The sequence below is a fragment of the Streptomyces sp. BK239 genome (genome assembly GCF_004217285.1).
Taxonomy (GTDB): domain Bacteria; phylum Actinomycetota; class Actinomycetes; order Streptomycetales; family Streptomycetaceae; genus Streptomyces.
The window spans coordinates 458,398-479,513 of sequence record NZ_SHKS01000002.1 but is presented as its reverse complement, the minus strand read 5'-3'; the positions used below and the strand labels follow the sequence as shown (position 1 = coordinate 479,513).

Genomic DNA, 21,116 nt, shown 5'->3' with positions numbered 1-21,116 from the left:
TCCGGGGCGCGTTTTCCCGATGTCCCGTTTCCGCGCGGCCCCTGCGGTGACAATCAGAGGCATGAGCCAGCAGGGGGGAAGGCCCACCGGTCACGACGACGACTGGTGGGGGCAGTTGTACGACGACTCCACCGGCGACGCCGGCCCCGCGCCCTCCGCCGACTCGCTGGAGGACCGCTTCGCCTCGGCGGCGGAGACGGTGAACTCCGCGGGCCCGGGGGAGGGCGAGCGTCCGTCGCCGGGGCCGCGGCCGGAGGAGTGGTGGGCGACGGGGCCGCAGGAGCCCTCGCCGTCCGCGGATCCTCCGCCCTCGGCGGAACCGGCGGTGGCGCCCCGGCCCGCGCCCCCGCCCCGCGTCGGCTCCGGGCCGCCCACCTACGACGCCGAGCCCACCGCGCTGCCCGCCGCCGATCCCGACGGGCTGGACGACCTGGTCGCGGACACCGTTCTGGACGGGGCCCGGTACGGGACGTGCACGCTGCGGGCGGCGTCGGTGCGGGGGGATTCCGCGCGGTACCGGGGCGAGCCGCGCCGCGACGCGATGCTCACCGCCCGCTTCGGCGCCGGCGACCAGGCCCTCGTCCTGGTCGCGATGGCGACCGGGGCGCGGACCACGCCGGGGGCGCACCGGGCGGCCGCCGAGGCGTGCCGGTGGATAGGGCAGGCGGTCGGCCGCAGTCACGTCCGGCTCGCGCAGGACTTGAGGGCCGCCCGCCGCGGCGACCTGAAGTCGGGACTGCACCGCCTCACCGACCGCAGCCTCGGCCGGCTCCGCGCCGCCGCCGCCGAACGGGGGCTGCGCGCGGAGGAGTACGCGGCCGGGCTGCGCTGCCTCCTGCTGCCGGCCGACCCGGAGTGCCGTACCCGCATCTTCTTCGGTGTCGGGCCCGGCGGGCTGTTCCGGCTGCGGGACGGCCGGTGGCAGGACATCGAACCGGCGGTCGGCGCGGTCGCCGGCGAAGCGGTCGTCGGCTTCGGCTCCCCGCGAGCCGCGACGCCGCCGGCCCCAGGAACCCCCGGGCCTACCGGGGCTCCCGGCGTGCCCGGAGTCCCGGCAGCCCCCGAGACCGCCGACGGTCCGCCGCCCCCCTATGAGCCCTTCCGCTTCCGGGCCTCCGTCGCCCGCCCGGGTGACACGCTGCTCATGTGCACCGCCGGTCTGGCGGAACCGCTCCGCGACGAGCCCGCTCTCCCCGCACACCTGGTCGAACGCTGGTCCGAGCCCGCCCCGCCCGGGCTCGCCGCTTTCCTCGCCGACACCCAGATCCGGGTCAAGGGTCATGCGGACGACCGTACGGCCGCCGCCGTTTGGGAGGCATGACGTCGTCCGCTGTGAATTCATGGAAGCCGCGGGGGTCCGAAACCGATGTACGGGGACCGAAGGGGCATGAGAGCGTCATGGCCAAACAGAACGTTGCCGAGCAGTTCGTCGACATCCTCGTCCGCGCCGGAGTCAAACGCCTGTACGGCGTCGTCGGCGACAGCCTGAACCCGGTGGTGGACGCGGTCCGCCGCAACGCCGCCATCGACTGGGTGCACGTCCGGCACGAGGAGACCGCCGCCTTCGCCGCCGGCGCGGAAGCCCAGATCACCGGAAAGCTCACGGCGTGCGCCGGCTCCTGCGGTCCCGGAAACCTGCACCTCATCAACGGCCTCTACGACGCCCACCGCTCCATGGCGCCCGTGCTCGCCCTCGCCTCCCACATCCCCTCCAGCGAGATCGGCCTGGGCTTCTTCCAGGAGACCCACCCCGACCGTCTCTTCCAGGAGTGCAGCCACTACAGCGAGCTGATCTCCAGCCCGAAGCAGATGCCCAGACTGCTGCAGACGGCCATCCAGAACGCCGTCGGGCGCAGCGGCGTCAGCGTCGTCTCGCTGCCCGGCGACATCGCCTCCGAGCCCGCCCCGGAGAAGGCCGCCGAGACCGCGCTCGTGACCTCCCGGCCCACCGTCCGCCCCGGCGACGAGGAGATCGACCGGCTGGTCCGCATGATCGACGCGGCCGACAAGGTCACCCTGTTCTGCGGCAGCGGCACCGCCGGCGCGCACGCCGAGGTCATGGAGTTCGCCGAGAAGGTCAAGTCCCCGGTGGGACACGCCCTGCGCGGCAAGGAGTGGATCCAGTACGACAACCCCTACGACGTCGGGATGAGCGGGCTCCTCGGTTACGGCGCCGCCTACGAGGCCACCCACGAGTGCGACCTGCTGATCCTCCTCGGCACGGACTTCCCCTACAACGCCTTCCTTCCCGACGACGTGCAGATTGCGCAGGTCGACGTGCGCCCCGAACACCTGGGCCGGCGCTCGAAGCTGGACCTCGCCGTGTGGGGCGACGTACGGGAGACGCTGCGCTGTCTCATCCCGAGGGTGCGCGAGAAGACCAATCGGCGCTTCCTCGACAAGATGCTGAAGAAGCACGCCGACGCCCTCGAAGGCGTCGTCAAGGCGTACACCAGGAAGGTGGACAAGCACGTCCCGATCCACCCGGAGTACGTGGCCTCCGTGCTCGACGACATGGCCGACGACGACGCCGTCTTCACCGTCGACACCGGCATGTGCAACGTCTGGGCCGCCCGCTACATCTCGCCCAACGGCCGCCGCCGGATCATCGGTTCCTTCTCCCACGGCTCCATGGCGAACGCGCTGCCCATGGCGATCGGCGCCCAACTCACCGACCGGTCACGGCAGGTGGTGTCGATGTCCGGCGACGGCGGGTTCTCCATGCTGATGGGCGACTTCCTCACCCTCGTCCAGTACGACCTGCCCGTGAAGGTCGTCCTCTTCAACAACTCCTCGCTGGGCATGGTGGAGTTGGAGATGCTGGTCGCCGGTCTGCCCTCGTACGGCACCGCCAACAGCAACCCCGACTTCGCCGCCGTCGCCCGCGCCTGCGGCGCCTACGGGGTGCGCGTGGAGAAGCCCAAGGATCTCGCCGGGGCCCTGAAGTCGGCCTTCAAGCACAAGGGGCCGGCCCTCGTCGACATCGTCACCGACCCCAACGCCCTGTCCATCCCGCCGAAGATCAGCGCCGAGATGGTGACCGGCTTCGCGCTGTCCGCGTCGAAGATCGTCCTGGACGGCGGCGTCGGCCGCATGCTCCAGATGGCACGGTCCAACCTGCGCAACGTGCCCCGGCCGTGACATGCCGCGCTCAGGACCATGTCCTGGGCGCGACCCCGGACGACCGCCTGATTCAGGCCAACTTCACCGCGCGCACTACAGCGCTTTCCCCGGGCGGGACCGGATGCGCCCGCGCCCTGTGACGCGCCGGGCGCACGTCCCGCCCGGCCCCGCGCCGTGTTCGCGCCGCCGTCTCAGACCCCTCGGAGCGCCCGGCGGTTCGCCGGATGTCCCTCCGGGGGCCTGACGGTGACGCCGCGGCGTCGGGCGTCCACCGGCACGGACCGGCGCGCCCGGCGGTAACTGATCCGGTTGCCCGCTCAACTCTGGCCGAACACATGGTCGTTGACCCTTGGACATGACTGCCGCCGTGTCGGCGGGGCAAGCATCCCCGTGAACGTGTTCGAGCAGGAGGGAAACCGACATCGGCACGCGGGCGGGGGTCATGAAGAGGCAGGCACGAGGCAGCGGTTCGACGATCGCGGGATCCTCGACGGCGACACGGACGGGGGAGGACGAGGCGGACGGCGGCGACGGGGGAGCGGGGGCGCCCCAGTTGCGGCGCAGACTCGGGCGGGCCGACTTACGGGCCGTGCCCGAGACCCGCCGCGCGCTGCGCGAGCTGCTGCGGCACTGGGGCAAGCCCGGACGCTCCGACATAGCGGAACTGCTCACCAGCGAGCTCGTGACCAACGCGCTCGTCCACACCGATCACGACGCGGTCCTGACGGCCACCGTCGGACCGGACGGACTGCGGGTCGAGGTACGGGACTTCGTGGCCCGCCGCCCGCAACCGCGCCCGCCGTCCGCCGCGTCCGGCGACGGCACCCACGGGCGGGGCCTGCTCCTCGTGCAGTCCCTCGCGGACGCGTGGGGAGTGCGCGCGCACGGCGTCGGCAAGGTGGTCTGGTTCGAACTGGCGGCGGGAGCGGCCTGACCGCGACCGGCGACGTCACGGCCGTGAGAAGGCGGCCGGCGGACGACCGGAAGGGGGCGCGACCGCTGTGGTCGCGCCCCCTTCCCGGTACCGCGTGGCGTCAGCCGAACTGCTGCTCCAGGTCCTTGAGCTTGCGCTCCAGGGAGTCCAGACGCGGCAGCGCCATGGTGTCGTCCTCGGCGGTGAGGTCGACGGTGATCGGATCAGAACTCTGGCGGACGGGCTGCAGGGAGGGCCGCGTACGCACGGGCAGCTGCTCCGGCGCGTTCGCTATGGCAGGCTCCGCGGAGACCCGCTCGGCGGTGGCCCGCTCCAGGGTCGCCTGTGTCTCCCCCTGACGTCCGCCACGGCCCGGGAAGCCCCGGTGTCCCCGGCTGATCGCCTTCAACTGGGCTCGCTCCACGCGCTGTTGCTCGCGGCGGCGCAGGCGGGTCTGGTCCTTCTGGCGCTTGTCCTCACGCACCTCGTCGACCGCCTCGTCCAGCGTGCGCACGCCCTCCAGCAGCATCAGCGACCAGGCCCTGTAGGTCTCACGCGGGGCACGCATCCAGCGCACGACGCGGATCTGCGGCAGCGGGCGCGGCACCAGGCCCTGCTCGCGCAGCGCGGCCCGGCGGGTCTGCTTCAGCGCCCGGTCGAAGAGGACCGCCGCCGACAGCGACATGCCCGCGAAGAAGTGCGGCGCGCCGTCGTGTCCCAGACCCCTCGGCGCGTGCACCCAGTTGAACCAGGCGGCGGCGCCGGCGAACGTCCACACGAGTATCCGGGAGCCGAGGGCCGCGTCGCCGTGGCTGGCCTCGCGCACGGCGAGCACGGAGCAGAACATCGCCGCCCCGTCCAGGCCGAACGGCACCAGGTACTCCCAGCCGCCGGACAGGTTGAGGTTCTGCCGGCCGAAGCCGACCAGTCCGTGGAAGGAGAGCGCGGCGGCCACCGCCGCGCAGCAGAACAGCAGTACATAGGAAGCGGTCCCGTACAGGGCCTCCTTGCGCCTGCGGCGCTCCTCACTGCGTTCCCACGAATCGTCCGCGCTCGCGTTCTCCCCCGAGGTGCGCTTCCCGCGCGCGAGCACCGCCACCGCCGCCAGCATGCCCAGGAGCAGCACGGCGCCCGGAAGCAGCCAGTTCAGCGATATGTCGGTCAGTCTCATCTGGGGTCCCTTGCATTGGGATAGGGCGTGACGCCCGCCATAGTGGCCCACTCCCGTCCGCGCTCAGGGGATTTCGGGGCAAGAGGCCGCCAAGGAGGTGCAAGGGGATGCCCAGGGCGACGATCCGCTCGAACTGCCGCGTGGCCGACAGGAGTTGAGTTCGAATAACACTACCCGTACGCGTGGTTCCACGGATAGTTCCCGAGCCGGGTGGGGAAGTCGTGCATCATGCCGCGGAGCGGGCGTCAACTCACGCCCGCCGCCGTGAGTTTGGCAACCCGGTCCGCGTCGCAGGTGCGCGGGCAGGTGGCGCAGGTGTCCTCGGGGCGCACCGTGTAGAACATGCAGCAGCTCGCCCGGTCCCGGGTGGGCAGCGACTGCCCGTCGGGGCCGGGCAGTTCACGGAACGCCGCCGAACCGACGTACGGCCGGGTCGTGCCCGGCAGCAGCAGACCCAGCTCGTGCCGCGCCCGCTCCTTCTCGCCCTCGCCGAGCAGTTCGGCGACCCACCACAGGCCCTCGACGATCTCGTCCGTCACCATCCCCCACAGGGCCCGCCCGCGGCGGCGCGCCCGCGGTCCGAACGCGGCGAGGACCGGCTCGTGGTGCTCGGCCACCGCCTCCCGGACCTCCGCGCGCAGCGCCTCCTCGTCCGCGACCACCCGGGCGCCGGGCAGCGCGGCCGCCGGATCGCCGGGCAGACAGGCGAACGAGACGGGGGCGCGGACCGCCATCCGCATGCCGGCGCCGGTGCGGTCGTAGGAGACGTGCGTCACGGGGAAGCGGGGCACGCGGCGGTGCAGGAACCACGGGACGGTGATCAGCAGGCAGGCGGGCCAGGAGTAGCGGTGCAGTCCGAAGCTCGCGACGACGTCCGGGCGGGCGCTGTGGCCGTAGTCACGCGTGACCTGCTCGTCGTCCCAGGCCAGGAACGCGTCCAGGGCCGCCCCGCCCTGCGCGAGCTCGGCCGCGGCGACCCAGCCGCCGCCGCTCGGGGCCGGGTCGCCCTGCGGGACCTCGGTGACGGTGAGGCCGGGGAAGACCTCGGTGAGGCGGGCGTACGCGTCCGTCACGGCGGACATGGCCGACGGGGGTACGGGCATTCCGGGACCACCGAATCGCGAGGGGGTGAGAGGTAAGCCTTACCTTACCCAACTGGGCGGGGATTTGAACTGGCGGTCGGTACGCCTATGGTTCTTGACGGACGAGTAACAAGCCGCCGTAATGACCCCGAGTACCGACACGTCCGTCAGGAGGACCCCGTGGAGCGAAGCACCCAGGGCTTTGCCGGGACGGGGGTTCCCGGGGGGCTCGACGGCGGTGCGCGGGTGCCGGCGCAGACGCGGGCCGAGCGGGTGCCCGGCGGGAGCGCCGGCGGTGGCGGGGGGCGGACCTCCGGCGGGCCGGTCCGGGGTGCGGCGGGCCTCGGGCCCGGGAGCGGCGGGGGCGCCGGCGCCGTGCGCGGCGAGCACACCCATGGTGAGGCGATGCCGCCCCGGCCCCGGCCGGCCGTGCAGCGGGCCTCCGTGCGCGGGCAGATCCTCGACGCCCTGCGTGCCGCGCTCGTCGGCGGGGAGCTCACACCGGGCGAGGTGTACTCGGCGCCCGTCCTCGGCGAGCGCTTCGGGGTCTCCGCGACCCCGGTCCGCGAGGCGATGCAGCAGCTCGCGCTGGAAGGCGCGGTGGAGGTCGTGCCGAACCGGGGGTTCCGGGTCGTCGTCCGGGGCGCGCGGGAGCTGGCCGAACTGGCCGAGGTGCGCGCGCTGATCGAGGTCCCGGTCATGCTGCGGCTCGCCCGTACGGTCCCCGCCGAACGCTGGGCGCAACTGCGCCCCCTCGCCGAGGCGACCGTCCGCGCGGCCGGCTCCGGCTGCCGTGCGACGTACGCGGAGACCGACCGCGCGTTCCACCGGGCGGTGCTGGGACTGTGCGGCAACGAGCAGCTGGTCGGCGTCGCGGAGGAACTGCATCGGCGGTCGCAGTGGCCGCTGGTGGGCGGCGGCGGGCCGGCGGCGCGGGGACGGGCCGACCTCCTCGCGGACGCGGCGGAGCACATGGCTCTGCTGGAGGCGTTGGGGGCGGGGGACTTGGACGTGGTGCAGGTGCTGGTGCGCGAGCACTTCGCCGGCGCGGCCTCCCTCCGGGGGTAGCGCCGGATACAGCCTCGGGGGCTCCGCCCCCGGACCCCCCGTTTCGGCCTGGACGGCCTCGTCCTCAAGCGCCGGACGGGCTGTAGGTGGGCGGCGTCATGCCGTCGCCGCCGGTGGGGTCAGGTGGCGTGTCAGCCAGGTCGGGACTCCTCCGAGGAGGCGGTGCAGACGGCGGGCCTCCTCCCGGAGGCGGGACGCCTCGGGTTCCGTCTCCGCGTCCGCCAGGGACGCCAGCGCCGGCGCCGTGCCCACGAGGTAGCCCAGCTCCTCCCTGATCCGCAGCGATTCGGCGAACCCCCTGCGAGCCTCCGCCACTTCCCCGTCCCGCAGCGCCAGACCCGCGAGGTGCCGCCAGGTGAACGACAGCAGCAGCGTGTCCGAGTGCTCCGCCGCGGCCGCGTGGGCCCGCCGGTACGCGGCCCGAGCCGCCTGCGGGGCACGGGTCAGGTTCTCCGCGAGCAGCCCCCGCCGGAAGTCCAGCAGCGCCCGGCCCGGCGCCCCCGGCGGGATCAGCGCGGCGGCCCGGCCGAGCGCGGCGCGCGCCTCGTCGACCCGGTCGCGCACCCGGTGCACCGTCGCCGCGTACGCCAAGTGCCCCCGTTCACAAGCCGCCGCCCCGCGCTCCTCGTCGCTGTGGGCGAGAGCCTCCGCCGTACGCAGCGCGTCCTCCGCCTCCTGCCAGCCCTGCTCGGTGTAGAGACACCGTTCGACCAGCAGCGCGGCCCTCTGCGCCGACCCCGCCGCGGTCCCGGCCGGGAGGAGGGCCGCGGCGTCGGCCCAGCAGGCGCGTGAGCGCAGCCGCCATACCGCGGTCTGGAGCGGATCGTCGCCGGCGGTCGTTCCGTTGCCAGACATGGCGGAGTGCGCCACGTTGCCCTCCCCGAGCACGCCATCGAGCTATGAGTGGTGGCGGCATCTCAGCACGGATCGCGGGGCCGGGCCAAGGGGGCGGGTGAAGGATTTCACAAAGTCGTGGGATCCCCGGGCCGTCGGGGTTTCGGCCCGCGCACGCCGATTCGTCAGCTCATCCGCAGCGCCAGGAAGAAGTCCAGCTTGTCCTCCAGCCGCGACAGGTCACGACCCGTCAACTGCTCGATCCGGCCGACGCGGTAGCGCAGCGTGTTGACGTGCAGGTGCAGTCGGGACGCGCACCGGGTCCACGAGCCGTCGCAGTCCAGGAACGTCTCCAGCGTCGGGATCAGCTCGGCGCGGTGCCGGCGGTCGTAGTCGCGCAGGGGGTCCAGCAGACGGGCGGTGAACGCGCGGCGTACGTCGTCCGGGACGAACGGCAGCAGCAGCACGTGCGAGGCCAGCTCCTGGTGTCCCGCCGCGCACACCCGGCCGGGACGGGCCGCCGCCACCCGGCGTGCGTGCCGCGCCTCCTCCAGCGCGCCCCGCAGCCCCTCCGCCGAATGCACCGCCGCGCTGACGCCCAGCGTGATCCGGCCGTCGTCGCCCAGCCCCGCCGACAGCGGCTCCCGCACGGCGGCGAGGAGCGCGTCGGCGATGACGCCGGTCTCCGTGCCGTCGTGCTCCGCGGCGACCGCCGGGAGCGGGACGAGGGCGACGGCCTCGCCGCCGGTGTGCGCGACGGCGATACGGTCGGACGGCTCGGGGCCGGTGGCGTGCGGGTCGACGAGGATCTCCTCCAGCAGCGCCTGCGCCACCGGACCGCCCGCGAAGTCCCCACCCGGGGCGGAGCCTGCGGCGCTGGTCGCGCCCGACGTCTGCGAGGCGCTCGCGCCGCCCGGGCGACGGCCGCCGGCGGGAGCGGCCGTCGAAGCCGCGGCCCGGCCCGACCCACCCGCGCCGGCCGCCGCCACACCGCCCGAGTACGTCCCGTCGGCGCCGCCGGCCGGGACGCCCGCGCCGCTCCACTCGACCTGGGCCACCACCACCTGCCAGTGCGGGGCCGCGCCCAGCCCCGGGAGCAGCACCGGGGCCGCCACCCGCAGTCGCGCCGCGATCTCGGCGGGCGCGGCACCCGTCTGCACCAGCTCCAGCACCTCCTGCGCGAGCCGGCGGCGCACCGTGCGCGCCGCGTCCCGGCGGTCGCGCTCGACTGCGATCAGCTGGGTCACGCCCTGGAGCAGGTCGAGGCGCTCCTCCGCCCAGTCCCCGGCGTCCGCCTCGACGGCCAGCAGCCAGTCCGACAGCACGGTCTCGCGCACGTCACTCTGCGGCTGCGCGCTGTGCCCGGACTGCGGTGGGCGGCCGGCGCTGCGGATCGGGAAGAGCGAGTACGTCGTCTGGCCGACGATGACCCGGTGCGGGCCGCGACGGCCCGTGCGGACGGCCGCCAGATGCTCGCCGGCGAGCCGCGCGCACACCTCGGCCGACGGCACGGGCCCCGTCCCGGACCCCGACGACGCCCCCCGGTCACCCGCCGCGGAACCGCTCACGGCAGCAGGAGCGGACGAGGACGCGGAACCGGCCACGCCCGCGGAACCCCCGCTCACGGCCCCGGAACCGCTCACGGCCCCGGAACCGCTCACGGCCCCAGAACCGGCCCCCACCGCCGAGCCGCCGTTCCGGACCGCCGCACCGCCCCCGCCCTTCGCCCCCGCGATGAGCCGACCCGTGGGCGACAGCACCCAGGCGCGCAGGTCCAGGTCGGTGCCGAGCAGGTCCAGGACCACGTCCGGGCCGCCGCCCGCCGGACCGGAGGTCATCATCCGGCGGTGCCGGTCGACGACGGCCGCGAGGTCCCCGGCCCGCTCCCCGGACACCTGCCGCACCACGTGCTCGGTGATCGTCGCGAACGCCACCGACTCGTGCACCGCGAACAGCGGCAGGCGGTGCCGGGCGCAGGCCACCACCAGGTCCTCGGGGACGTCGCCCAGTTCCGCCGTGCCCGCCGCCAGCGCGGCCACGCCCGCCTGCGTCAGGATCCGTACGAAAGGATCGGAGTCGGCGGCGTCCCGGCGCCAGGCCAGACCGGACAGCACCAGCTCACCGCCCGAGAGGTAGCGGCTGGGGTCGCGCAGGTCGGTGGTCATCACACCGCGCACCGTGCGGTCCAGCTCGGCCTCGCCGCCGAGCAGCCTGAGGCCCAGGGCGTCGGTGTCCAGCAGTGCGCGCAGCCGCATTCTCGTCGCCGCCGTTCCTTGTCTCGAAAACCACGATGGAAAACACAATGGAAAACACGATGAAGGCAGATGGATCGCGCCGAATCCGAGAGGATCATCGGCGAGAGCCTGTGTCCCAGGTCACACGGTGTGTGTCGTGCGTTTCCATCGGAAAGCCCCGAGGTTACGGAGGGCCTCCTTTCATACGAATCTACAAGATGACCTCCCTGGCCAGCCAACTCCTTCATGGTTTCGGTGACTGACCCGCTCGGCGTACGGCGCTGTGTACTGAGCCCACCCGGCGTGAACAGCACCTGTGCGAGCCGGGCCCCGCCCGAGCGCGCAGTGGCTTGATCCGACCCATCCCGAGACTCCGTCCGATCACGAGACGTGGAAGAGAGCCGGTCATGGACTTCCTTCGCCCCGCCGGCTGGGAGGAGGCGCTCGCCGCGAAGGCCGAGCACCCCGCCGCCGTGCCGATCGCCGGGGGCACCGACGTGATGGTCGAGCTCAACTTCGACCACCGGCGTCCCGAGCACCTCCTCGACCTAAGCCGCGTTCCGGACCTGTACGAATGGGAGGTCGGCGAGGACAGCGTGCGGCTCGGCGCCTCCGTCCCGTACACCCGGATCATGGAGAACCTGCGCTCCGAGCTCCCCGGGCTGGCCCTCGCCTCCCACACGGTCGCCTCCCCGCAGATCCGCAACCGCGGTGGGGTCGGCGGCAACCTCGGCACCGCCTCCCCGGCAGGCGACGCCCACCCCGCCCTCCTCGCGGCCGGCGCCGAGGTCGAGGCCGTCTCGGTGCGCGGCACCCGCATGATCCCGATCGACGCCTTCTACACCGGCGTGAAGCGCAACGCGCTCGCCCCCGACGAGCTGATCCGCGCCGTGCACGTCCGCAAGGCCGACGGGCCGCAGCAGTTCTCCAAGGTCGGCACCCGCAACGCCATGGTCATCGCGGTCTGCGCGTTCGGCCTCGCCCTGCACCCGTCCTCGCGCACCGTGCGCACCGGCATCGGCTCCGCCGCGCCGACCCCCGTCCGGGCCGGGACCGCCGAGGAGTTCCTGAACGCTGCGCTCGAAGAGGGCGGCTTCTGGGACAACGGGAAGATCGTCCCCCCTGTCGTCGCCAAGCGGTTCGCCGACCTGTGCGCCGCCGCCTGCAACCCCATCGACGACGTACGGGGCACCGCGAGCTACCGCCGCCACGCCGTCGGCGTCATGGCCCGCCGCACGCTGACCTGGACCTGGGAGTCCTACCGCGGCGGTCGCCGCCCGAGCGAGGGAGCCGCCTGATGCGCGTCCACTTCACCGTCAACGGCCGTCCGCAGGAGGCCGACGACGTATGGGAGGGCGAGTCCCTGCTGTACGTGCTGCGCGAGCGGCTCGGGCTGCCCGGCTCCAAGAACGCCTGCGAGCAGGGCGAGTGCGGCTCGTGCACGGTCCGCCTCGACGGCGTCCCGGTCTGCGCGTGCCTCGTCGCCGCCGGCCAGGCCGAGGGACGCGAGATCGTCACCGTCGAAGGGCTCGCGCGGTACGCCCGGCAGCGCGCGCACGGCGCGGACGTCGACGGCACCACCGCCCACCCCGGCGACGAGACCGAACTCTCGCCCGTGCAGCAGGCGTTCATCGACGCCGGCGCCGTCCAGTGCGGCTTCTGCACGCCAGGCCTGCTGATCGCCGCCGACGAGATGCTGGAACGCGACCCCGACCCCTCCGACGCGGACATCCGCGAGGCGCTCTCGGGCAACCTGTGCCGCTGCACCGGCTACGAGAAGATCATGGACGCGGTCCGGCTCGCGGCCGCCCGGCAGCAGGAGGCGGGCTGACCATGCCTACGAACGGAGCCCCCGCGAGGATCACCCAGGGCACGCAGGCCAAGGGCGGCGTCGGCGAGTCCACCCTGCGCCCCGACGGCGTCCTCAAGGTCACCGGAGAGTTCGCCTACTCCTCCGACCTGTGGCACGAGGACATGCTGTGGGGCCAGATCCTGCGCTCCACCGTCGCCCACGCCGAGATCGTCTCCCTCGACACCGCCGAAGCACTCGCCACCCCGGGCGTGTACGCCGTGATGACGTACGACGACCTGCCCACCGAGGTGCGCCACTACGGCCTGGAGATCCAGGACACCCCGGTCCTCGCCCACGGCAAGGTCCGCCACCACGGCGAGCCGGTCGCCATCGTCGCCGCCGACCACCCGGAGACCGCCCGCCGCGCCGCCGCGAAGATCAAGGTCGAGTACCGCGAGCTGCCCGTCGTCACCGACGAGGCCTCCGCGACCGCCCCCGACGCCGTCCTGGTCCATGAGAACCGCACCGACCACCACCTGGGCCACGTCCCGCACCCCAACATCGTCCACCGGCAGCCGATCGTCCGCGGCGACGCGGCGGCCGCCGCGCGCGGGGCCGACGTCGTCGTCCGCGGCGAGTACACCTTCGGCATGCAGGACCAGGCCTTCCTCGGCCCCGAGTCCGGGCTCGCCGTGCCCGAGGAGGACGGCGGCGTCCACCTCTACATCGCCACCCAGTGGCTGCACAGCGACCTCAGGCAGATGGCCCCCGTGCTGGGCCTCCCGCCGGAGAAGGTGCGGATGACGCTGGCCGGCGTCGGAGGCGCGTTCGGCGGGCGCGAGGACCTGTCGATGCAGATCCACGCCTGCCTGCTCGCCCTGCGCACCGGCAAACCCGTCAAGATCGTCTACAACCGGTTCGAGTCGTTCTTCGGGCACGTCCACCGCCACCCCGCCAAGCTGTCCTACGAGCACGGCGCCACCCGCGACGGCAAACTCACCCACGTCAAGTGCCGCATCGTCCTCGACGGCGGCGCGTACGCCTCCGCCAGCCCGGCCGTCGTCGGGAACGCCTCCTCGCTCGGCGTCGGCCCGTACGTCGTCGACGACGTCGACATCGAGGCGATCGCCCTCTACACCAACAACCCGCCCTGCGGGGCGATGCGCGGCTTCGGCGCGGTCCAGGCCTGCTTCGCCTACGAGGCGCAGATGGACAAGCTGGCCAAGGAACTCGGCCTGGATCCGGTGGAGTTCCGACAGCTGAACGCGATGGAACAGGGCTCGATCATGCCGACGGGCCAGCCGGTGGACTCTCCCGCCCCCGTCGCCGAACTCCTGCGCCGCGTCAAGGCGATGCCGATGCCGCCCGAGCGCCAGTGGGAGAGCAGCGAGGGCGCCGACGTACGGCAGCTGCCCGGCGGCCTGTCCAACACCACACACGGCGAGGGCGTCGTCCGCGGGGTCGGCTACGCGGTCGGGATCAAGAACGTCGGCTTCTCCGAGGGCTTCGACGACTACTCGACGGCCCGGGTGCGCATGGAGGTGGTCGCCGGCGAGGCGGTCGCCACCGTGCACACGGCCATGGCCGAGGTCGGCCAGGGCGGAGTCACCGTCCACGCCCAGATCGCCCGCACCGAGCTGGGCGTCGCCCGGGTGACGATCGACCCGGCCGACACCCGGGTCGGCAGCGCCGGCTCCACCTCCGCCTCACGGCAGACGTACGTCACCGGCGGGGCCGTGAAGAACGCCTGCGAGCTGGTGCGCGAGAAAGTGCTCGAGATCGGGCGCCGCAAGTTCGGCGCCCAGCACCCGGCCTGGGCCACCGCCGAACTCCTCCTGGAGGGCGGCAAGGTCGTCACCGACGGCGGCGAGGCCCTCGCCGACCTGGTGGACGTGCTCGGCGAGGAGGCCGTCGAGGTCGAGCGGGAGTGGCGGCACCGGCCCACCGAGCCGTTCGACCCGCGCACCGGCCAGGGCAACGGGCACGTCCAGTACTCCTTCGCCGCGCACCGCGCCGTCGTCGAGGTCGACACCGAGCTGGGCATGGTGAAGGTCGTCGAGCTGGCCTGCGCCCAGGACGTCGGCAAGGCCCTCAACCCGCTGTCCGTGCTGGGCCAGATCCAGGGCGGCACCACCCAGGGTCTCGGCATCGCCGTCATGGAGGAGATCGTCGTCGACCCGAAGACCGCGAAGGTGCGCAACCCCTCCTTCACGGACTACCTGATCCCCACCATCCTCGACACCCCGACCATCCCCGTCGACGTCCTCGAACTCGCCGACACCCACGCCCCGTACGGCCTGCGCGGCATCGGCGAGGCCCCCACCCTGTCCTCGACCCCGGCGGTCCTCGCGGCCGTCCGCGACGCCACGGGCCTGGAACTGAACCGGACACCCGTCCGCCCGGAACACCTCACGGGCACGGCACGGGAACAGCACCCCCGCTGAGCGTGCGCTCGCGCGGGTCACCGCGCCCGCGCACGATCGGTGGCCGGCCGGGCGTGCACGGGCCGTCCGTGCGGGAACCCGTCCCAGGAGCGCACAGCAAGGAGACGCCAGACATGCTGGACATCGCCGAGGAACTCGACCGGTGGGTCGGGCAGGGCCGTGACTTCGCCGTCGCCACCGTGGTCGCCGTCGACGGAAGCGCGCCCCGCCGGCCCGGCGCGGCCCTCGCGGTGGACGCCGACGGCACGGCGGTCGGCTCGGTCTCCGGCGGCTGCGTGGAGAGCGCCGTGTACGACCTGTGCCGGCAGGCCCTCCAGGACGGCGAACCCGTCCTCGAACGGTTCAGCCACAGCGACGACGACGCCTTCGCCATCGGTCTGACCTGCGGCGGAGTCATCGACGTCCTCGTCACCCCGGTACGGGCCGCCGACCCCGGCCGCCCGGTGGTCGCGGCCGCGCTCGCCGCCGCCGCGAGCGGCGCGACGGCGGCGCTCGCCCGGATCGTGTCCGGCCCCGCGGACCTCGTCGGACGCGCCCTGCTCGTCCGGCCCGACGGCTCCCACGAGGGCGGCTTCGGCGGCCACCCCGAACTGGACCGCACGGTCGCCGCCGAGGCCGGCGCCTTCCTCGACGCGGGCCGCACCGGCGCCCTGGAGATCGGTGCGCAGGGCTCCCGCTGCGGGGCCCCCCTCACCGTCCTCGTCGAGTCCTCGGCTCCGCCGCCCCGCATGATCGTCTTCGGCGCGATCGACTTCGCGGCGGCGCTGGTGCGCGTCGGGAAGTTCCTCGGCTACCACGTCACCGTGTGCGACGCCCGCGCGGTCTTCGCGACCCGGGAGCGGTTCCCCGAGGCCGACGAGATCGCCGTCGAATGGCCGCACCGCTATCTCGAGCGCACCCGCGTGGACGGCCGCACCGTGCTGTGCGTCCTCACCCACGACGCCAAGTTCGACGTCCCGCTGCTCCGGCTGGCGCTGCGGCTGCCCGTCGCCTACATCGGCGCCATGGGCTCCCGCCGCACCCACCTCGACCGCGCCGCCCGGCTGCGCGACGTGGGCGTCACCGAACTGGAGCTGGCGCGGCTGCGCTCACCCATCGGCCTCGACCTGGGCGCCCGCACTCCCGAGGAGACCGCGCTGTCCATCGCCGCGGAGATCGTCGCCGAACGGCGGGGCGGCAGTGGCGTCCCCCTGGCCGGCGCGCACACCCCCATCCATCACGACGGCGCGCCCGGGCCCGCCGGGAGGATCGGCTCCGTCGCCTGAACGACCCCGGGCGGACGCACCGCCGGCTGATCAGGCCAGGCGAACGCGTAGTCGGGGTCGCCCTTCCCGCTCACCCGGACGAAGCGCAGCAGCTCGCGCACGATGCCCGCGGCGCCGGCGGCCCAGCCGGTGGCCGGTTCCAGCACGCTCGGCGTGGCCCGGTGCTCGACGTTCGACCAGCGGGCCCCGTCCGCGTCGCGGGTGGCGCGGGCGACGAGGTCGGCCACCAGCACGCCCGCGAAGTCCGGGGCGTCGCCCTGCTCGGCCATCCGGTCGCAGGCCAGCGCCAGCACGCCCGCCGTGCCGCAGCAGCGGGCGTTGTTGTCCCAGAAGCCCGGCCTCAGCCGCCGGGGGAGACCTGAGTGCGTCACCGTGTGCCAGCAGCGGTCGGCGAGATCCTGCCAGCCGGGCTCGGCCAGCACGTCCCGCAGCAGCCGGAAGACCTGCGCGTCGCCCGTCGGGCCGTGGCACCAGCCGTAGCTGTGCCGCTCCACCAGGTCGGGCCGGTACTGCGGATCGGAGTGGGCGACCAGGAAGCCGTCCGGGCCGGCCTCGTCCCGGGCCGTCACGTTCGCGGCCCCGGCCCGCGCCAGCGCCAGGAAGTCCGCGCGGCCGGCCGCCCCGCCGACGGCGGCGAGCGCGTACACGATGCCGAGCGAGCCGTGCGAGATGTGGTGCAGCCGGGGCACCAAGCCCGGGCGGTGCGCGTGCGCCCAGGTGACGCCCGCCTCCGTCTCCTCCGCCGTGCGCGTGTACGGCTCCAGCGCGAGGACGGCCAGTCCCTCGTCCCCCGTGGCGAGCGCGCCCAGGCCGATGCCCGCGTTGCCGCCCATGAGCTCGAACAGCTCGCCCCAGCGCGTCCCGTCGAAGCGGGAGCGCACCCGCTCCAGCGCCCGGTCGGCGGCGGCGCCGGCCGCGTCGTCGCCCAGCTCGCGCTGGACGGCCCGCAGGGCGAGCGCCATGCCGGTGCGGCCGAAGTACAGGGAATCGTCCTCGGCCTCCTCGGCGGCGACCGCGAGATGGCGCGCCGCGCGCAGGGCCGCGTCGCCGTAGGAGTCGTCCCCGAAGTGCCGCCGCGCCTCCAGCAGGGTGGGCACGATCCCGGCCGTCCCGCCGTACAGCTCCGCTTCGAGCGCCGCGTCCGAGGGCCGGGCGGGCCAGCCCAGCCCGCCGCCCTCCGTCTCCCGGGCCGCCCCGAGCAGCCAGCGCAGCCCGTCCGCGGCCAGTGCCTCGACCTCGCCGAGCCCGCCGGCCCTGTCCGCCGTGGGTGCCGCCTCTTCGTCCGCCGCCTTCATGTGCTCAGCGTGTCATGGGCAACGGCCGCTGCCCAGGGGGTCGTTGGCAGGTCAGGTCATCGGTCAGGGGCGGCGCAGGAGCTGGTTGGCGGCGCGGCCGAACAGGGTGCGGGCCGAGACCCGCAGCAGCGGGTCGAACAGGGACGGCAGGAAGCGCACCCGCAGTTCCTCGCGCCAGACGACCCGGGCGCGCCCGCCCGGCCCCGGCCGCACCTCGATCTCCGCCCACCCCAGCACGATCCGGCCGCGTTTCTCCAGCCTGCACAGCCCCGGGCCGTCCCCGCCCGCGTCGGTGGTCGGCGGACGCCAGACGGTGACCTCCATACGGTCGTCGAAGACGAGCGGCCGCACCCCGGACCGGGCGACGAACACCGTGCCCTCGCGGGTCGGCCCGGGGGTGACCACGGTGACGCGCGTCAACGGGACCACGTCACCGTGCCGGGGCCACGCGGTGAGGCGGCGCCACGCCTCGTCGGGGCTGAGGGGCGCCGTGCGTTCCAACTGGAAGGTGACCACACGGTGATCGTAGGCAGTGCGAGCCGCCGCGCGCAGACATCCCCGCCGGGTCACACGCTCGGCCTCGTCCCGGCTTTCCGCGCCGGCGCACGCGAAACGATTCTGCGCACGGGTGTGCGCGCGACCGGGCCTTCGGGAGCGTGCGCCGCCCGGGTCACCGGTAGACCTTCCCCGGCTCCGCCTTCCCGGGCGCGAGCAGCTGCGGCACCGTCACGAACACGTACCCCCGGTCCTTCAGCGCGTCGATGATCCCCGGCACCGCCGGCACGGTCCCCGCGTAGATGTCGTGCAGCAGGATGATCCCGTCCCGCTCGGCCTGGTCGAGGACGCGCCGCTGGATCAGCTCGGGGTCCTCCGTCGTGTAGTCCTTCGCGGTCACCGTCCACAGCACCTCCGCGATGCCCAGCTCACGGCATATCTCGTGCACGGTGTCGTTCGTGCGGCCCTGCGGCGGACGCATCAGCGTGGGCCGCCGTCCGGTGAGGCGCTGTATCTCCGCGTTCGGGCGCTCCAGTTCGGCGCGTATCTCCTCGGGCGTGAGCTCCGTGAGGATCCGGTGGTCCCAGGTGTGGCTGGCGACCTCGTGCCCCTCGTCGGCCATGCGCCTGACGAGCTGCGGGTATGCGGTGATGTGCCGTTCGCCGAGCAGGAAGAACGTCGCCGGCACCTGTCTGTCCTTCAGGATGTCCAGCAGCCGTGCGGAGTTCTCGCTCGGGCCCGCGTCGAAGGTGAGCGCTATGCACTTCACCTCGCCGCAGTCGACCGGCCCGAGGCGGGCCGCCTGGGCGGTGGGCGCGCCGTGCGCGCGGACGGCGCTGGGCGCGGTGGTGTCGAGGCCGGCGCAGCCGGTCAGGGCGAGGGAGAGGCAGGCGGCGAGCGCCCCGATCCTGGCCGCGCGGAACTGGAGCGCCGTTTTCCGCGTCTTCTTGATCTGAGTCTTGATCTGAGTTGGCATGGCGGGACTATACACAGCGCGTATAATCCCTGACCTGCGGTGATGAGGGCTGCGTGTTTGGGGTGTGGATCAGTTGGCACCCGGGTGGGGTGACCACTCACAACGCCTTGAGCAGCGTTCGCCTCGTCCTCGTCGACCAGGACGGCATCCTGGTCGAGGGCGGCGACGGCGGTGACCCCGACCGGATCCGGCCCGTGCCGGGCGCCCGCGAGGCGCTCGACCTGCTGCGCTCCCGCGGTGTCCGCACCGGCGTGCTGACGCGCCGTCGGGGCGGGCCGGCCGAGGCGGACCGGCGTCGCGTGGACGAGCGGATCGACGAACTCCTCGGCCCGTTCGACGTCCGGGCGGTCCGCCCGCACGCCTCCGAACGCGACGGCGACCGTGGAGAGTCCGGGCCGGTGCTGTGGGCGGCGGGCAGGTCGTGCACGCCGCCCGAGCGGATCGCCGTCGTCGGCGCGAGCGGGGACTGCGTCGAGGCCGCGCGCCGGGCGGGCGCCCAGGGCGTCCTCGTCCCCGGGCCGGGTGTGCGGCCCGAGGAGACCGCCGGTGCGGGGCATGTCGCGCCCGACCTGCTCACGGCTGTGCGCGGGCTGCTGTCCGGGCCGCCGCGCCAGCACGTCCTGGTGGACGAGCGGGCGATCGTGGCGGCCTACCGGCCGGCGGAGGAGGCCGGTTGAGGTGTGCGGGAGCGGGGGGGTGGGGGAGCGGTCGCGGGCGGGTGCGGCCGCCCGTAGGACCGGGATCAGGTCTGCGCGCGCCGGTACGCCAGGCGGAACAGCGCGTACAGCGTGAGCGGCCACAGCGCCGCGAACGCCCAGATCACCGGCGGCTGCGCGGTGGTGACGCCGGTGACCATCAGGCCTATGGACACGGCGAGCAGCAGCGCGACCGTGAGGGGATGGGGGGTGTAGGACGCCATCCGGGAGAGCCCGGGACGCCAGTGCAGGGTGCTCAGTCGCCTGTCGAGGCGGCGGTCGCGGCGCAGGGCCCGCTCCATCTCCGCCAGGATGCGTCGCTCGTCATCGGAAAGCCGGCCAGTCGCCACTGTTCCTCCATCACCCGGGCCGACACTGACCACTTCCAGGTGCCCGGCCTCACGCCGAACTAACGGTGGTGCCGGTCACCGGCGGGGCGGCGCTCCGGGGGTGGGCGGCACTCGTGTGACACGCCATCGGATGGCCCATCCCGGCCTGCCCCGAGAAGGGCGGGCATATCGTCCCACATATGACGAAATGCCATGTTCTGTATCTGGCGTGCACCGCGGCGATCGTCGGCACCGGACTCGGCGCCGCCTCGCCCGCCGCGGGCCACACGACCCACGTGGTCCGTCCCGGGCAGTCGATCCAGAAGGCGGTGGACGCCGCCCGGCCCGGCGACACCGTCCAGCTCACCCGCGGCACCTTCAGGGAGAGCGTCAGGATCACCACCCCCGGCATCACCCTGCGCGGCGTCGGACGCGACACGGTGATCAAGCCGGCCCCGGTGAAGCCGGCCCCTGCCAAGCCGGCCAAGCCCGCTCCCGCCAAGCCCGCTCCGGCCAAGCAGACCCCCGCCAAGCCCCCCAAGCCCGCTCCCGCCAAGCCGGCCAAGCCGGCCAAGCCCGCCAAGCCGGTCGCGCCGAAGGCCGTCGCCACCTGCGCCGCGGCCGGCAACGGCATCTGCGTGGAGGGGACTTCGAAGAAGCCGCTCAAGGGCGTCACCGTCGCCTCCCTCAAGGTGAGCGGCTTCGCCAAGTCCGGCGTGTCGGCCGCGGCCACCGACGGGCTGACCGTGCGGAACGTGACCGCCGAGAAGAACGGCGTGTGGGGCATCGCCGAGGAGGGCTCCGTCCGCAGCGTCTACCGGCGCAACACCGCCCGGGGCAACGGCGACGCCGGCCTGTTCCTCGCGAACACCATCACCGCCGAGAAGGGCGCCTCGGACACCGGAGGGACCCTCGTCGAGCGCAACCGGCTGGAGGACAACCGGATCGGCGTCACGGTCCGGCGCCTGCGCAACCTCACCGTCGCGCGCAACCTCGTCATCGACAACTGCGCCGGCGTCTTCGTCGTCGGCGACGAGAACAAGCCGAAGACCGGCGCGCTGAGCGTCCGCGAGAACCGCGTCGAGCACAACAACAAGTCCTGCCCGAAGACCGCGCGCCTCGACGCCCTCCAGGGCTCCGGCATCGTGCTCACCGGCGCCGAGGACACCGAGGTGACCCGGAACCGGATCACCGGCCACGCCGGCGCCTCCCCGCTGTCCGGCGGCATCGTGGTGTTCAAGAGCTTCGTGGGCGCCACCAGCGACCGTAACCGCGTCACCGGCAACACGCTGAGCGACAACTCCCCGGCCGACCTCGTCAACACCGACACCGCCGGCGTCGGGAACAGGTTCGAGAACAACTCCTGCCGCTCCTCCCGGCCCGCCGGCCTGTGCTGAGCA

General features: G+C 73.9%; 18 protein-coding genes. 10 read left to right on the top strand and 8 right to left on the bottom strand.

Annotated features, from left to right (window positions below; translation table 11 throughout):
- The first annotated feature begins 61 nt into the window (after positions 1 to 61).
- From EV567_RS08010 to EV567_RS08000, 3 genes are all read left to right on the top strand, one after another.
- Positions 62 to 1,321, top strand: coding sequence for a protein phosphatase 2C domain-containing protein (locus EV567_RS08010; protein ID WP_130437947.1), 1,260 nt, complete (start codon positions 62 to 64; stop codon positions 1,319 to 1,321).
- Positions 1,322 to 1,398: 77 nt separating this feature from the next.
- On the top strand, positions 1,399 to 3,141 hold the full coding sequence (locus EV567_RS08005; RefSeq protein ID WP_130437946.1) for a pyruvate dehydrogenase: 1,743 nt from the start codon (positions 1,399 to 1,401) through the stop codon (positions 3,139 to 3,141).
- A gap of 424 nt (positions 3,142 to 3,565) precedes the next feature.
- Positions 3,566 to 4,057 (top strand): ATP-binding protein, encoded by a 492-nt coding sequence (locus EV567_RS08000; RefSeq protein WP_130437945.1) that lies wholly within the window; start codon positions 3,566 to 3,568, stop codon positions 4,055 to 4,057.
- Positions 4,058 to 4,157: 100 nt separating this feature from the next.
- Here EV567_RS08000 and EV567_RS07995 read toward each other — a convergent pair whose 3' ends face one another.
- Positions 4,158 to 5,207 carry a DUF2637 domain-containing protein gene (locus EV567_RS07995; RefSeq protein ID WP_130437944.1) on the bottom strand — a complete coding sequence of 350 codons (1,050 nt, stop codon included), beginning with the start codon at positions 5,205 to 5,207 and terminating at the stop codon, positions 4,158 to 4,160.
- 245 nt (positions 5,208 to 5,452) lie between these two features.
- Positions 5,453 to 6,310 (bottom strand): (2Fe-2S)-binding protein, encoded by an 858-nt coding sequence (locus EV567_RS07990; RefSeq protein ID WP_130437943.1) that lies wholly within the window; start codon positions 6,308 to 6,310, stop codon positions 5,453 to 5,455.
- 159 nt (positions 6,311 to 6,469) lie between these two features.
- Here EV567_RS07990 and EV567_RS07985 point away from each other — a divergent pair, with 159 nt between their 5' ends.
- Positions 6,470 to 7,357, top strand: coding sequence for a GntR family transcriptional regulator (locus EV567_RS07985; protein ID WP_130437942.1), 888 nt, complete (start codon positions 6,470 to 6,472; stop codon positions 7,355 to 7,357).
- Between the two features lie 96 nt (positions 7,358 to 7,453).
- On the opposite strand, the gene EV567_RS07980 is transcribed toward EV567_RS07985, so the two are convergent.
- A complete protein-coding gene (locus tag EV567_RS07980; RefSeq protein WP_165430328.1) occupies positions 7,454 to 8,212 on the bottom strand; it encodes a hypothetical protein in 759 nt (252 codons plus the stop codon).
- A 164-nt stretch (positions 8,213 to 8,376) separates the two neighbouring features.
- Positions 8,377 to 10,446 (bottom strand): PucR family transcriptional regulator ligand-binding domain-containing protein, encoded by a 2,070-nt coding sequence (locus EV567_RS07975; RefSeq protein ID WP_130437940.1) that lies wholly within the window; start codon positions 10,444 to 10,446, stop codon positions 8,377 to 8,379.
- 386 nt (positions 10,447 to 10,832) lie between these two features.
- Here EV567_RS07975 and EV567_RS07965 point away from each other — a divergent pair, with 386 nt between their 5' ends.
- The 4 genes from EV567_RS07965 (at position 10,833) to EV567_RS07950 (ending at position 15,926) form a co-directional block, all read left to right on the top strand.
- Positions 10,833 to 11,723: a xanthine dehydrogenase family protein subunit M gene (locus EV567_RS07965; RefSeq protein WP_130437939.1), complete on the top strand. Its 891-nt coding sequence runs from the start codon at positions 10,833 to 10,835 to the stop codon at positions 11,721 to 11,723.
- On the top strand, positions 11,723 to 12,256 hold the full coding sequence (locus tag EV567_RS07960; protein WP_130437938.1) for a (2Fe-2S)-binding protein: 534 nt from the start codon (positions 11,723 to 11,725) through the stop codon (positions 12,254 to 12,256). The genes EV567_RS07965 and EV567_RS07960 overlap by 1 nt, the downstream gene beginning before the upstream one ends.
- 2 nt (positions 12,257 to 12,258) lie before the next feature.
- Entirely contained in the window at positions 12,259 to 14,661 is a 2,403-nt protein-coding gene (locus EV567_RS07955) for a xanthine dehydrogenase family protein molybdopterin-binding subunit (protein WP_130437937.1), read from the top strand.
- A gap of 113 nt (positions 14,662 to 14,774) precedes the next feature.
- Positions 14,775 to 15,926 carry an XdhC/CoxI family protein gene (locus EV567_RS07950; protein WP_130437936.1) on the top strand — a complete coding sequence of 384 codons (1,152 nt, stop codon included), beginning with the start codon at positions 14,775 to 14,777 and terminating at the stop codon, positions 15,924 to 15,926.
- Here the strand turns inward: EV567_RS07950 and EV567_RS07945 are convergent.
- The 3 genes from EV567_RS07945 to EV567_RS07935 all read right to left on the bottom strand — a co-directional run bounded on the left by EV567_RS07945 (position 15,878) and on the right by EV567_RS07935 (position 18,692).
- A complete protein-coding gene (locus EV567_RS07945) occupies positions 15,878 to 17,221 on the bottom strand; it encodes a lanthionine synthetase LanC family protein (protein ID WP_130437935.1) in 1,344 nt (447 codons plus the stop codon). The genes EV567_RS07950 and EV567_RS07945 overlap by 49 nt on opposite strands.
- Positions 17,222 to 17,284: 63 nt before the next feature.
- Positions 17,285 to 17,737, bottom strand: a complete 453-nt coding sequence (locus EV567_RS07940) for an SRPBCC family protein (RefSeq protein WP_130437934.1) — start codon at positions 17,735 to 17,737, stop codon at positions 17,285 to 17,287.
- A 154-nt stretch (positions 17,738 to 17,891) separates the two neighbouring features.
- A complete protein-coding gene (locus EV567_RS07935) occupies positions 17,892 to 18,692 on the bottom strand; it encodes a polysaccharide deacetylase family protein (protein ID WP_130437933.1) in 801 nt (266 codons plus the stop codon).
- A gap of 107 nt (positions 18,693 to 18,799) precedes the next feature.
- On the opposite strand from EV567_RS07935, the gene EV567_RS07930 reads away from it, so the two are divergent.
- Positions 18,800 to 19,369 (top strand): haloacid dehalogenase, encoded by a 570-nt coding sequence (locus EV567_RS07930; RefSeq protein WP_130437932.1) that lies wholly within the window; start codon positions 18,800 to 18,802, stop codon positions 19,367 to 19,369.
- A gap of 65 nt (positions 19,370 to 19,434) precedes the next feature.
- Here the strand turns inward: EV567_RS07930 and EV567_RS07925 are convergent, their stop codons facing one another.
- On the bottom strand, positions 19,435 to 19,737 hold the full coding sequence (locus tag EV567_RS07925; protein WP_130437931.1) for a DUF3040 domain-containing protein: 303 nt from the start codon (positions 19,735 to 19,737) through the stop codon (positions 19,435 to 19,437).
- A gap of 179 nt (positions 19,738 to 19,916) precedes the next feature.
- Between EV567_RS07925 and EV567_RS07920 the strand changes: the two genes are divergently transcribed.
- Positions 19,917 to 21,113: a nitrous oxide reductase family maturation protein NosD gene (locus tag EV567_RS07920; RefSeq protein ID WP_130437930.1), complete on the top strand. Its 1,197-nt coding sequence runs from the start codon at positions 19,917 to 19,919 to the stop codon at positions 21,111 to 21,113.
- The last annotated feature ends 3 nt before the right edge of the window (positions 21,114 to 21,116 follow it).